This window comes from Nitratireductor arenosus (assembly GCF_009742725.1).
Taxonomy (GTDB): Bacteria; Pseudomonadota; Alphaproteobacteria; order Rhizobiales; family Rhizobiaceae; genus Mangrovimarina; species Mangrovimarina arenosa.
This window is the reverse complement of the sequence record NZ_WPHG01000002.1, coordinates 684,221-697,740: the sequence shown is the minus strand read 5'-3', so window position 1 is coordinate 697,740 and position 13,520 is coordinate 684,221. Positions and strand designations below refer to the sequence as shown.

The window sequence follows — 13,520 nt, the reverse complement described above, 5'->3', positions numbered from 1 at the left end:
GGGTTTGTCCAAATCGGCGACATCCGACACGCGAATTGCTTCGTCGGATCGCCTCATTGTTGCAATCGGTGCTGAACGCCCCCTTAAGGGGAAATACTACCTTTACGCGAAACCGCTGACGGCGAAAGACCGGCTCGACCGGCCTTCGGCGTCGGCCCGCGTCCTCAGGTCACGCCGAGCTTTTTCTGCAGGCTGGTCGACGAGGTCGTGTACTGAAAAACCACTCGTTCGCCGGGGTTGCAGATGCGTTTTGCGGCCTGCGTCATCAGTGCTGCTTCGTGGAAGCCGGACAGGATCAGTTTGAGCTTGCCCGGATACCAGTTGATGTCGCCGATGGCGAAGATGCCAGGCTCCGAGGTTTCGAATTTCTCCGTGTCGACCGGGATCAGATTCTCGTGGAGATTGAGCCCCCAATCCGCGATCGGCCCGAGCTTCATCGTCAGTCCGAAGAATGGCAGCATGCGCGTGCAGGCGATTTCGACATCGCCTTCCGGCCCCTTGATCACCGCGGCCCTCAATATTCCGTCTTCGCCGATCAATTCCTTGACCTGGCCAACCTGAAAATCGAGCGCCTTCGTCTCCTGCAGCGCGTACATCTTGTTGACGCTGTCCGGCGCGGCCCGAAATTCCGGCCGCCGGTGCACCAGCGTCAAGGTTTTGGCGACCGGCTGCAGGTTGAGTGTCCAGTCGAGTGCGGAATCGCCGCCGCCGACGACCAGCAGGTCGTGTCCGCGGAACTCTTCCATCCGCCGCACCGAATAAAACACGCTCGTGCCCTCATAAGCATCAATGCCGGGGATAGGCGGGCGTTTGGGCTGAAACGAACCGCCCCCGGCGGCGATGACCACGACCTTGGCCTCGAACACTTCGTTTTCGTCCGTGGTGACGCGAAAGCCGTCCTCATCCAGCCGTTCCAGCCCATTCACCATGCGATTGAACGTAAAACCGGGATTGAAGGGGGCGATCTGCTCCATCAGCTTGTCGACCAGTTCCTGGGCGGAGATGATCGGCCAGGCGGGAATGTCGTAAATCGGCTTTTCGGGATAGAGCTCGGCGCATTGGCCGCCCGGACGGTCGAGAATATCGATCAGATGACATTTCAGGTCGAGCAAGCCCAGTTCGAACACCGCGAACAGGCCGACGGGCCCGGCGCCGATGATGAGAACGTCGGTTTGTGTCGTCATGGTTGGTCTCGCGCTCCGGCCGCTGGGATCGGCAGCACGCTAGAGTGCTTCCGGCCGCCGGTGCAAACGGATTTTCGCCGCACCCGGCGACGCGTCGCGGTCAGCGGCGCAAGCGATACCGACGAAATCGGGAAGCGGTTCCTGCGCTCAGGCCTGACGCTCGGGCACGGTCACGACCAGCCCGTCGAGCTCGGAGCGCACTGTGATCTGGCACGACAGCCGCGAAGTCGGGCGCACGTCGTAGGCAAAATCGAGCATGTCCTCTTCCATCGCCTCGGGCTCGCCGACCGTTTCACTCCAGGCCTCGTCAACATAGACATGGCAGGTGGCGCAGGCGCAGGCGCCGCCGCATTCTGCCTCAATGCCGGGAACCGCGTTCTTGATGGCGTTCTCCATCACGGTCGAGCCGTCCTCGGCGTCGACAACGAACTCTGTTCCATCATGCGCGATATAGGTGATCTTGGTCATGCAGCCGATCCCGACAGGAAATGACCTGCCGACTTAACGGCTCCGCCGCATGTGTCAACCGCGTCGTCGTCGCACCGGCAGGAACTCGCGGTCCGGATTAGCGGCTGATCGCGGCGACGAAATCGCGCACATCCTCGATGGCTTCGGCGAGCCGTCCGATCGCACCCTTGTCGCCCGGATCGTTTTCGAGCGCGTCGGCCAACTCGGCCACGATGAAAGCGCCGACGCCGCGCGCGGAACCTTTTAGGCCGTGGGCGAGGAACCGGCGCTGCTTGTCGTTTGAGCGCCCGATCTGGTCGCGCACACTCTGTGCCTGCTGCACGAACATCGACAGGACTTCCTGCTCGAGCGCCCTGTCACCCATCGTCTGCCTGGCCAGGTGCACCAGATCGATCGGTCGGCGCTGCGACGGAACGCATGCTTCGCCGCCTGGCATCGCAAACGGCACGACCTCTACGCTCGGATACGCCATACTCTTCACCCGTTCTGTCCCATACACCCCAAACCCTAAGCCACGGGCGTGGATAACGGGTTAATCGAAACGGCCCCTTTGTGACGGATTTTGGGCCAGGACCGTGAAAGCGCGTTAACCCTATGTTTAAACTTTTAGGTATGCGCACAAATGCGTGTTTTCTTTACCCCTGTGTGCCACTACGATACGCCCAGCAGTATTGTGTGGCGTATACGGGGCGTAGCGTGCGGACGCGAGGCGGGTCCGGGCGTAGAATAACAGGGTATCAGCGGCATGGCTCGCAAGACAACGACGACCAAGAAGCTTGAAAGCGATGTCGAGAAGGATCTCGCTGAATCACTCGAATTCGATCTGAACGATCAGGAAATCGATCTTTCCGCTTCGATGGCCGAACTGGAGGCGCAGATTTCTGCCGCCGCCGAGGAGTTGGCGCGCGAGGGCCGCGGCGACGAGGCGCCGCAAAACGCCGACGAACCGCAAAAGCCGCAGGAAAAACAGCCCCCGGCGGCGAAGGCCGAGTCCCCGGCCGCCACCGACAAGTCGCGAGCCGAACTGCGACCGGCCACCCCGGACGCCACCACGGGTTCAGCGCGCGCTTCTTTTTCGGCGGCCAATGACGACCGCCAAAAGTCCTATTCGAGCATGCTCGCCACCCTCAACCGCCGGCCGTCGGGAACCGTCTACTGGATCGCCGCGACCCTGTCGGTACTTTGGATCAGCGCCGGGCTGGCGCTCGGACATTATCTGTTCGCTCCCGCGATCTGGCAGGTGCGCGGTTTTGACCAATTGCTGGCCACGCCGGGCGCGATCGCGATCGCCGCCGGCATCGTCGTGCCGGTGCTGCTGTTCTGGGCATTCGCGCTGATGGTGCGCCGCGCCCAGGAAATGCGCCTGGCCGCCCAATCGATGACCGAGGTCGCCTTCCGCCTGGTCGATCCCGAGGCATTGTCCCAGGAGCGCATCACGACGGTGAGCCAGGCTGTCCGGCGCGAGGTCCAGGCCATGGGCGAAGGGATCGAACGGACCCTGGCGCGCGCGGTCGAACTCGAAACGCTCGTCCATACCGAGGTCAACGAACTCGAAAACGCCTATTCCGAAAACGAAAGACGCATCAGGCTGTTGGTCGACGGACTTGGGACCGAACGCGAAGCGGTTATCAGCCACGCGGAACGTGTGCGTGCCTCGATCGCCGGTGCGCATGAACTGATCCGCGACGAACTCAACACCGCCAGCGACCTGATCCAGGACACGGTCTCCAACGCCTCCGGCACGCTTAATTCCACCATCGCCAATGCCGGCGAGACACTGCTTATGCAGATCGGCGAACGCGGCGACACGCTGCGAGGCGCGATCGACGAGCGTGTCGAAACCATCGCCAGCCGCATTTCCGTCTCCGGCGAGGCGTTCGCGAGCCTGCTCGACGAGCGGATCGTGTCGCTGACCGAAAAGACCGAAACCGCGGCGCGGTCGCTGTCGGATCTGCTCGATGCGCGCACCAGTGGCATGGTCTCGCTGCTGGGCGCGTCGACCGAAACCCTGACGCGCGAATTCGACGGCCGCCTGCAGGAGATCGAACGCACGCTCGCCGAGCGCGGCCAGTCGCTGATCAGCGAATTCGAGACCAGGGCCCAGGCTGTCGACACCGGCGCCGAAAAGCTCAACGCCGCGCTTGAGGCGCGCGCGCGCCAGATCAACGAGACGCTGGCCGAACGCTCGCGCGAACTCGCCGACGCCTTCCGCACCGGCCGCGATGAAATCTCGACCGCCGTCGACGAGGGCAAGGCGCGCATCGGCGGCCAGATGGCGGAACTCGTCGAGTCGACCGCGACCATGCTCGACGATCGGGCCACGGCCTTCGGCGAGAAGCTGGAGGCCGGCCGCAGCCGCATGTCGCAATTGCTCGAGGCGGACCTTGAACGCCTGCACGGCGAGCGCACGACCATCGACGACGTCGTTACCGGTTATGTCGACAAGCTCGCCGAAGGTCGCTCGCAACTCACCGCCGCGCTCGATTCCGATCTGCAGCACCTGGCAGAAGCCAGGACCGAGATCGACGGCGTGGTCGCCGGCCATATCGGCAAGATCGCCGAAGGGCGCAAGCTCTTCCGCCAGGCGCTCGACGACGATCTTTCCCACCTGTCGCAGGCCCGTTCGGAAATCGACGGCGTGGTATCCAGTCATCTGGAACAGATTCAGCAGGGCCGCGCCGAAATCACCCGCGCCCTCGACGAGGACATCGCCCGCGTCGAACATTCGGTCGCCACACAGATCGACAAGCTGTCAGAAAACCGCACGTTCTTCCGCCAGGCGCTCGATGACGATCTTACCCACCTGTCGCAGGCCCGTGCCGAGATCGACGGTGTCGTCTCCAGCCATCTGGAAAAGATCCAGCAGGGCCGCGGCGAGATCACGCGCGCGCTCGACGAAGATATCGCGCGGGTCGAAGGCGTGGTCGCCACACAGATCGACAGGCTTGCCGAAAACCGCAACGTCCTGACGCAGGCGTTCGAGGGCGAAGCCGAAAAGATGGGCACCCTGGTGTCGGGGCAACTCGACCGGCTGAGCGACGGCCGCGCACGACTGACCCAGTCCCTGGAGGCCGATCTGCTGCAGCTTACCGAGGCGCGCGCCGAGATCGACGGCGTGGTCGTCAGCCATATCGGCAAGCTGGCCGAGGGCCGCAAACTCTTCCGCCAGGCGCTCGACGACGATCTCGGCCGGCTCGCCGACACGCGTGCGGAAATCGATTCGGTTGTGTCGCAGCACGTCGACAAGCTGGTCGAAGGCCGCGGCGCCCTCACCCAGGCGCTGCAGGACGACCTGTCCGGCATCGAAACCGTGGTCCAGACCCAGATCGACAAGCTGGCCGAACATCGCAATGCAATCACCGACACCGTCCAACGCGACATCGCCCATGTCGAACAGGCGGTCGCCTCGCATCTCGACAAGTTGGCCGAAGGCCGCAGCACGATTTCCGGCGCCCTCGACGAGGATCTGCAAAAACTGTCCGAGACACGCGCGGAAATCGATACCGTCGTCATGAAACATCTCGGCACATTGTCGGAACGCCGCAAGCTGTTCCGCCAGGCACTCGACGAGGACCTCGGCCGCCTGACCGACGCGCGCTCGGAAATCGATGGGGTCGTCACCGCCCATGTCGGCAAGCTGGCGGAGGGCCGCAACATCCTTTCGCAGGCGCTCGACGCCGACATGCAGCAGATCGAATCGACCCGCTCAAGCATCGAGGCGATGGTCGGCGAGCAGCTTGCCCGGCTATCCGAGGGCCGCGACCAGGTCGCAGCCTCGATAGAGGCCGATCTTGTGCGGCTGTCCGAAACCCGCGGCATGATCGACCAGGCGATCGCCGATCATGTCGCCCGCCTGGCCGACGGCCGCAACGTGCTGACCCAGGCGCTGGAAGAGGACCTTTCCAAGCTCGCCGATACGCGCTCGCTGATCGATTCAGTCGTCAACGAGCACCTCGAAAATCTCGCCGGCCGCCGCCACGAGCTGTCGCGCGCGCTTGACGAGGATCTCAACAAGCTCGCAGACGCCAACCGCAACATCGATTCCTCGGTGACGGCGCATGTCGGCAAGCTTGCCGAAGGCCGCAACATCATGGCGCGCGCCCTGGAGCAGGATCTGGAGAAACTCTCCGAGACCCGGTCGGCGGTCGATGCCGCGGTGCAGGCCCATATTGAGCTGTTGTCGAGAAGCCGCGGCGAGATTTCGCACGCGCTCTCCGACGACGTCGAAAAGATCGAGGAAACCTTCCGCCGCCAGACCGGCGTCATCGAGGAACGCACGGGCACCATGCAACGCGCGCTCGATGTCGGGGTGGAAAATGTCCGCACGACGATCGAAAACACGGCCATGGTCGTGGCCGGTTCGTTGCGCGACAAGGTGCTGGAAATCACGACCGCTCTTTCGGCCGATGCCGGCAAGGTCTTCGAGGATGCCGACCAGCGTATCGCCAAGCGGGTCGAGGAGACCGCGACAACGCTTCTCGGCCGTGCCGATGAGGTCACGCAGGCCTTCGACGAAGCCGGGCGCAATCTCGACCAACGTGTCGCCGAGACCGGCGAGAAGCTGTCGCAGCGTGCCGTCGCGCTATCGAGCGCTTTCGACGCGGCTGACGACAAGCTCGCCACCCGCGCCGGCGAGACATCCAGGACGCTGACCGAACGCGCGGAGGCGATCTCGCGGGTGTTTGAGCAGGCCGACGAAAAACTGGCCGCGCGCGCCGAAAATTCGGCTAGGACATTGCTCGAACGCTCGGGCGGCATCGTGCGGGCCTTCCAGGAGGCCGACGAGCGCATCGTCCAGCGCACCCAGGAAACCTCGGGCGAATTGGCCAAGCGCGCCGAACAGATCGCCGCGACGCTCACCGATGTCGAGAAACGGCTCGGAGACGGGGCCGATTCGATCGTCAGCACGGTCGGCGGCCAGATCCAGAACGCCGAGCAACGGCTTGCTGGCAGCGCCGAGCGGATCGGCGAAAAGCTGGTCGAGCAGGTGTCGAAGACCGAGACCCAGCTTGTATCGCGCGCCAATGTGATCGCGGAGACCTTCTCGGCGGTCAACCAGCATATCGGCCAGCGCACCGAGGAAGCCGCCAAGACGCTGGACGAACGCACCCGCGAACTCAACGACTTGCTGGCGAGCCGTTCGGCCGACATCGCGCGCATCATCGACGAAAAGGCACGGCCGCTGATCGAGAGCTTCGAGGAATCGGGCGGTGAACTCCAGAAAAGCCTCGAAAACGCCACCCAAAAGGCGACCGAGCGCCTGCGCAGCGAAAATACCGCACTGGTCAACGCCATCGCCAGCCGCACCGCCGAATCGCTTTCGGCGATGGAAGGCGCACGCGAATCACTGGCCCAGAAGGTCAACGAACTGCTCGACCGGCTGTCGCTTTCCAACGGCCGGCTCGGCGAATTGATTGAGGGGGCGACGAGCAATCTCGGCGCCGTCGACGAGCGCCTGACCGGCGCGACTCAGAACTTCGCCGCGTCGACCGAAAAAGCCGCCCAGACCTTCGCCAGCTCGGCGCGCATGATCGACACCAACGCCACGCGCCTGTCGGATCTGTCGTCGCAGACGCTCAACGAGATCGCAGGGATCGCGAGCCGTTTCGACGATCACAGCAAATTGCTGGCGCAGGCGCAGGACCTAATCGGTTCGGCCCAGTCCAACCTCACCTCCACGCTGGAGGACCGCCAGAAGGCGCTCGAGGAACTGGCGGTGGGCCTGGTCAAGAAATCGGAGGACATTGAGGGCCTGATGCGTTCCTTCGAGAACGTCGTCGGAAACGCCATCGAAAAGGCCGAGGGCCGTACGATCGCCACCACCGACCAGATCCGCAACGCGATCTCGGAAGTGATCGATGCGGCGACCGAGCGGTTTGCCGACGCCACCCAGGAAATCCGCAGCACGGCCGGCGCCATCCGTTCGGAACTGGAGGAAACCCGCTCTGAACTGAAGCGCGGCGTGCTTGAGATGCCCGAAGAGGCAAAGGAATCGACCGGCGCGATCCGGCGGGCGGTGTCCGAACAGATCGCCGCGCTCAAGGAGTTGGCCGATATCGTGGCCAAGTCGGGCCGCATGTACGACGTGTCGGACCCGGCAACGCAGCGTGACGCCGCGCCGGCGCCCGCGCCACGCCCGGTCGATGCAACGCCGCAGCCGGTGCGCACACCACAGCCCGCGCCGACCGCGCAGCCGCGTAGTCGCGACACCACTGACGAGCCCGCCCTGCGTGGCAGCTTCGGTCCGGCTGGCGCCGATGTCGCCGACCGCGACGAGGGCGACAACGAACAGGAAGGCGGCTGGGTGAAAAACCTGCTGCGCCGCGCCTCGCAGGAGGAGGAAGCCCCACCGCCGGCCTCCCGCGCCGCCGCGCCGCGCTCGGCGCTGCATGTGGTGGAATCGCTCAACTCGCTATCGGTCGACATTGCCCGCGCCATCGACCACGAGGCCTCGGTGGAGTTGTGGCAGCGCTATCGGCGCGGCGAGCGCAACGTCTTCACGCGCCGGCTCTACACGCTGAAAGGCCAGCAGACCTTTGACGAGATCCGTCGCAAATATCAGGTCGACGGCGAATTCCGCGCCGCGGTCGACCGCTATTGCGAGGATTTCGAAAAGCTGCTGCAGGACGTTTCACGCAACGACCGCGACAACATGGTGTCGGAAACCTATCTCACCTCCGACACCGGCAAGGTCTACACCATGCTCGCCCATGCGAGCGGGCGGCTGCGTTAGAGCCGGTCCTCTGTAGATGGATGCAGTTTGACGGAAGGGGTTTTTCGGTCCGGCAAAGAGAAGTCCGCAGCGCGATATGACTTATCGAGCAAGGGCTTCGACGGTGAGGTCTGGTTAATCGGGCTTGCCCGAAAGGCCGGCGGTCAAACGATTCGATTTAAAGAGGAACGGTTCCGGTCGACGCCAGCGACCTGATATTGCTGTCCCTGCCGCCGGCACAGTTTTCCGCGCTCTCCGTCACCATTCGCGACCAGCTGCCGTGTCGATGATGGCCGGCATCGCTGCGGCGCGAATCGCGCGCCACACCGGCGCAGCCAAGGTCATACGGGTCATGTCGAGCCCGGTCGTGGCACGTGGACTTGCCTATTCGTCCAGGTTTGCCACGGACGCGGTCTCACAGGCCGAAAGGGCGGCGGTGCGCAAGCCGTTTGCGGCATGCGGGCTTACCGACGAGATCGCCGAGGAAGGTCAGATTGACCACTTCACCGCCCTCACCGGCCCGGTTCCCGGTTTCCTCGTTTATTTCGCCGACTGCACGATCGGCCACGCCTAGGACCGAGGCATCGCGCCCGCGATCGCCGAGCGCGCATATGCGCGCGATGCCCGACTATGCCGGCACGATGGCGGCGGGGCTGGAGGTCATGCCCGCCTCGCCGCTTGCCGAAAACATCGCCAGCGGATTGGCGGCAGCAGCCAAGAAGGCACGCGACCTGGGCTGAAGCCAGTTGAGCCGGATCGGGTTAACGCCGGTTCCCGAGGGCACCCGAATTTCCTGTTTGCGCACGTTCGGACGCAAAACCGCTTCGCATTTTGCCGGAACCGGCTGAAGGGCCGAAACCGCCGGCGGCGCGCGGTCAGATCGAGGACACAGTCCAGTCGACGATCTCGGCCGCCACGCTGCCAAAGGCGGCGTCGAGCGCGGCGGCGAAGCCGTCATTGCCGCTGCCGGCGACCGGCACTTCGGCCGAAAAGCTGCGCGCCGCGCGCACCACGCCGTTGCGGTCGTTCAAGATGCGCACGAACAGTTCCGCCCGCGCGCGCTGACCGCCGCCAACCACGATGTCGAAGGCGCGGATTTCGACGATGACCTGATAGTCGATCGCCAGCCCCTCGCCGGGCTTGCCGACGCCGCCGAAACGCCCCGAACGCTGGAAGGTTTCGGCCAGCCGCGCCTGTACGACCTTGGGCAGGCGGTCGCTCCATTGCGCGCCCTTGAGGAATTCCACCGAACCGGGGCCTGGCTTGACGACGATATTTTCGCCGTCGAGCGGTTTCAGCGCCGAAGGCTCGGCTACCAGTATCTGGGTGCGTGTCCGGCGCCGGCCGGCGGAATCGATCGCCGGCGCGCTCAATTCGTAGGTGTCGAGCGGTGTGGGCGCACCACCCGGCAAGGCGGCGCACCCGGAGAGCAACGCGGCAAACACCCATACGCCAATCGAACTGCGACCGCGCCTCAAACACTTGCTCCCGCCAGACATTACACGGCAGGTCCCTGCTGCCTCGCCCTCTCGTCTCTGTTCTTGAGGCGGTGCGAGGCGGATGTCAACGGCGCACGCGCCCGTCATACTGGCGCACGCCGCCTTCTCCCCCGGTCAGAATGCGTTGAGGATTGCGTTCCAGCGCGGTGATCGCCTGCTCGATGCGGTTGATGGAGCGCCGGCTGTCGCGGATCAGCGCCTCGACATCGCGCAGCCCCTGGCCGGAGAAGCGCGCCAGGCCGTCGGTAATGGTGCCGATACGCGCGTTCAGCGTCTCGGCGACCTTGCGGAATTCCTTCACCGTCTGACCGGCTTCGGCGATCACGCCTTCGGTGTTTTCCGAACCGAGCAGCGAATCGACCTTGGCCAGCACGCCGTCGACACGCGTGGAGGCCTGATTGAGCCGTTCGGAGATTTCGCGCGCATTGACGATGATCTGGTCAACGTCGTCGCCGCGCTGGCTGAAGCGATCGGCGAGCGCGGAAACGTCGGCTGCCGCCTTGCGCGCATCAACGCTTGCGCCCTCGATATTGGCCAGCGCCGAGCGGACCTGTTCGGGATCGACGCCGTCAAGCACCTTGTCGACTTTGGCCAGCGTTTCGGAAGCTCCGTCGCCGACCTTGCCGATCGAGGCGACCGCGCTGTCGATGCCCGACGTGGCACTATTGGCAATCCGGTCGATCGAGGCGACCGCCGTATCGACCCCGCCCTTCACGTCTTCCAGAATACCGTCGACCCTGGCCAGCGACTTGCCGGCGTTTTCCGACAATTCGCGCACCGAGCGCGCGCTGGCGTCGACGTTCTTCATGATGCCGTCGAGGCCGGCGCTCGCCGTATCCAGCCGCTTGGTGAAGGTTTCGACATTGGTAACGATGGTTCCAACCTTGTCGCGGTCGACCGCGTCGAGCAGTTCCTCGGCCGAGGCGAGCGTGGAATCCAGCCGGCCCGAGACCTTGTCGATCGTCTGCGACAGCTCCGACACGCTGGCCAGGAAGCCGTCGACGCCGTCCGCGTTGCGCGACAGGGCTTCCGAAAAAGTCTTGGCGTTGCCGATCGTTTCGGTCAGCGGCGCGCGCACTTCCGTCACGAAGCCCTCAAGTGCGTCGAGCACCGAGTTGGTGCGGGTGAAAATATCCTGCGCGGTCTGCAAGAGATTGGTCACGGCCGAGGGATTGGCCGTCAATTCGGCGATGCGATCCTCAGCGTCTGCCTGCTCGAGCAGGTTGGGTTCGGACAGATCGCCTCCCTTGAGCTCGATATTGGCCTGGCCGGTCAGGCCCGCCAGCCCGATATCGGCGCGCGTGGAACGGGTGACCGGCGTCAGACGGTCGATCTGGGTGTCGGCGACCACGACATCGGGGTTCTTCACGTCGATGAAGACCCGGCGCACGTCGCCCACCTTGACGCCGTTGAACAGTACCGCGCTGCCCCGGCCGAGCCCCGACGCGGAGCCGGGAATACGGATGCGCAATTGCGCGGTTTCGCCGCCCTCCCCGAAACCCGACTTCCAGTAGACCAGCCCGAATCCGGCCAACACGAGCAGCAAGGTGAAGATGCCGACGGCGACATAATTGGCTCTGGTTTCCATCAGCGCATCATTCCTGCGGTTTGGCCGTTGCTACGGGTTGCCGGGTCGATCTGGCGAGCCCGCTTGCCGCGGAAATAAGACTTCACCCACGGGTCCTCGACGGTCAGCATCTTGCTGATCGTACCTTCCACCAGCACCTTGCGGTTACCCAGCACCGCCACGCGGTCGCAGACCGAAAACAGGCTGTCAAGGTCGTGCGTGACCATGTAGACGGTCAAACCCATCGTATCGCGCAGCTTGGCAACCAGTTCGTCGAACTCCGCCGCGCCGATCGGATCAAGGCCGGAGGTCGGCTCGTCGAGAAAGACGATATCGGGGTCCAGCGCCAGGGCGCGCGCCAGCGCGGCGCGTTTGATCATGCCGCCGGATAATTGCGACGGAAATTTGTTCGCCGCCGTCGCCGGCAAGCCGACAAGCTCGATCTTCAAACGAGCCAGTTCGTTCATCAGTTCCTTGGGCAGATCGAGATATTCACGCATCGGCACCTGGATGTTTTCCAACACCGTCAAAGCCGAAAACAGTGCGCCATGCTGGAACAACATGCCAAGCCGCATGTCCAGGCGCAGACGCTCCGCCTCGCTCGCTCTGTCGAGGTCGACGTCGAACAGCGTGATCGTGCCCGACTGCTTCCGGTTGAGACCCAGGATCGTGCGCAACAGGACCGACTTGCCGGAACCGGACGCGCCGACGAATCCCAGAATCTCGCCGCGATAGACATCGAGCGACAGATCGTCGAGCACGACCTGCTCGCCGAAGGCGACGGTGATATCGCGCGCCGACAAAACGATTTCGCGGTCCGTCGCGGCATTGACGGCCTCGTTGGTCCGGCCTTGCGGCGCCTGTTCCATCTCTATCCCGGCCATGGCGTCAAAATCCGATCGCGGCGTAGAAGATGGCGAAAATGCCATCGACGACAATCACGACAAAGATCGCCTTCACGACGGCGGCGGTGACGTGGCTGCCGAGCGATTCCGCGCTGCCGCCAACCTTGATGCCCTCCACCGAAGCGATCACGCCAATGATAAGAGCCATGAAAGGCGCTTTTATGAGGCCGGCGAAAATCGTCGACAGGTCGATCGCGTCGCGCATGCGGTCGATGAAGGCGCTGGGCGCGATGCCCGAATAATACCAGCTTACGGCCATCGCCCCGCCGACGGCGGCGAAATCAGCGGCGATGGTCAGGCATGGCAGGGCGATTAACAACGCGACCAGGCGGGGAAACACCAGCACGCCGACGGGGTTGAGACCGATGACCGTCAACGCGTCGATTTCCTCGCGCATCTTCATCGAGCCGATTTCGGCTGTGATCGCGCTGCCCGACCGCCCCGCGATCATGATCGCGGTCAACAGCACACCCATCTCGCGCAGAACCAGAATGCCGACCAGATCGACGACAAAAATCTCGGCGCCAAAATAGCGAAGCTGGAAGGCCCCCTGCTGGGCGACGATGGCGCCCACGATCGCCGACATCAACAAGATGACCGGGATCGCGCCGACCCCCATCCTGTCGATCTGATGCACGATCGCGGCCGGATTGACGCCGTGGCCGCGGCCTCGCTTCATCTGCGCGCCCGAGATGGTGGCGCCGAGAATATGCATACCGAGCAGGAACTCGTCGCGAAAAGCATAGACCAGGCGACCGATCGCCTCGAGCGCCGGCACGATGCCCCAGCGTCCGCTGTCGGCATCGTGAGGAACCTGTTGGCGAATCGCATCGTCGACCGCCGCCAGGAGCACGCCATCCGTCTCGCCTTCTCCTCCAATCTCGACCCGGGCGCCGGACTGTTCCTGCGCTGCGGCGAGCCGCTTGATCACCCAGGCTCCCGCGGTATCGAGCCTGGAAACATCCGACAGGTCGATCTGGAGGCCGGCGACGCCTTGGCGTGCCGCCAGACGGCGCATCTCGGCATCGACGTGGCCGACCGTGTGCGTCGTCCACGGGCCGGCCAGGGCGACGCGCAGCACGCCCTCGCCCGCCTGCGTGTCGATAACCGGAACCGCGCCGGTCTCCCGGCGCCCGGCGGCACTTGCATCGTTGCGCTCTTTGGTCAACATGACCGCGATTCTTA

10 protein-coding genes are annotated in these 13,520 nt (G+C 64.3%); 3 read left to right on the top strand and 7 right to left on the bottom strand.

Annotated features, from left to right (window positions below; genetic code table 11):
- Positions 1–164 precede the first annotated feature (164 nt).
- The 3 genes from GN330_RS10295 to GN330_RS10285 form a co-directional block, all read right to left on the bottom strand.
- Entirely contained in the window at positions 165–1,184 is a 1,020-nt protein-coding gene (locus GN330_RS10295; RefSeq protein ID WP_156712571.1) for an NAD(P)/FAD-dependent oxidoreductase, read from the bottom strand.
- A 147-nt stretch (positions 1,185–1,331) separates the two neighbouring features.
- Positions 1,332–1,652 carry a 2Fe-2S iron-sulfur cluster-binding protein gene (locus tag GN330_RS10290; protein ID WP_156712570.1) on the bottom strand — a complete coding sequence of 107 codons (321 nt, stop codon included), beginning with the start codon at positions 1,650–1,652 and terminating at the stop codon, positions 1,332–1,334.
- Between the two features lie 97 nt (positions 1,653–1,749).
- Positions 1,750–2,124, bottom strand: a complete 375-nt coding sequence (locus GN330_RS10285; protein WP_156712913.1) for an Hpt domain-containing protein — start codon at positions 2,122–2,124, stop codon at positions 1,750–1,752.
- Between the two features lie 273 nt (positions 2,125–2,397).
- On the opposite strand from GN330_RS10285, the gene GN330_RS10280 reads away from it, so the two are divergent.
- From GN330_RS10280 to GN330_RS23975, 3 genes are all read left to right on the top strand, one after another.
- Positions 2,398–8,385 (top strand): apolipoprotein A-IV repeat region-like domain-containing protein, encoded by a 5,988-nt coding sequence (locus tag GN330_RS10280; RefSeq protein WP_156712569.1) that lies wholly within the window; start codon positions 2,398–2,400, stop codon positions 8,383–8,385.
- 259 nt (positions 8,386–8,644) lie between these two features.
- Positions 8,645–8,938 (top strand): pyrroline-5-carboxylate reductase family protein, encoded by a 294-nt coding sequence (locus GN330_RS10275; RefSeq protein ID WP_156712568.1) that lies wholly within the window; start codon positions 8,645–8,647, stop codon positions 8,936–8,938.
- Positions 8,939–8,975: 37 nt separating this feature from the next.
- Positions 8,976–9,104, top strand: coding sequence for a hypothetical protein (locus GN330_RS23975; protein WP_281349392.1), 129 nt, complete (start codon positions 8,976–8,978; stop codon positions 9,102–9,104).
- A 135-nt stretch (positions 9,105–9,239) separates the two neighbouring features.
- Here GN330_RS23975 and GN330_RS10270 read toward each other — a convergent pair whose 3' ends face one another.
- The 4 genes from GN330_RS10270 to GN330_RS10255 all read right to left on the bottom strand — a co-directional run bounded on the left by GN330_RS10270 (position 9,240) and on the right by GN330_RS10255 (position 13,506).
- Complete coding sequence (locus GN330_RS10270; protein WP_156712567.1) at positions 9,240–9,863, bottom strand: ABC-type transport auxiliary lipoprotein family protein; 624 nt, start codon at positions 9,861–9,863, stop codon at positions 9,240–9,242.
- A gap of 64 nt (positions 9,864–9,927) precedes the next feature.
- The gene (locus GN330_RS10265; protein ID WP_156712566.1) at positions 9,928–11,451 is read right to left on the bottom strand and encodes an MlaD family protein; all 1,524 of its coding nucleotides are present in this window, start codon (positions 11,449–11,451) and stop codon (positions 9,928–9,930) included.
- Entirely contained in the window at positions 11,451–12,299 is an 849-nt protein-coding gene (locus GN330_RS10260) for an ABC transporter ATP-binding protein (protein WP_156712912.1), read from the bottom strand. Before GN330_RS10260 ends, GN330_RS10265 begins: the two co-directional genes overlap by 1 nt.
- A gap of 19 nt (positions 12,300–12,318) precedes the next feature.
- Complete coding sequence (locus GN330_RS10255; protein ID WP_156712565.1) at positions 12,319–13,506, bottom strand: ABC transporter permease; 1,188 nt, start codon at positions 13,504–13,506, stop codon at positions 12,319–12,321.
- Positions 13,507–13,520: the final 14 nt, after the last annotated feature.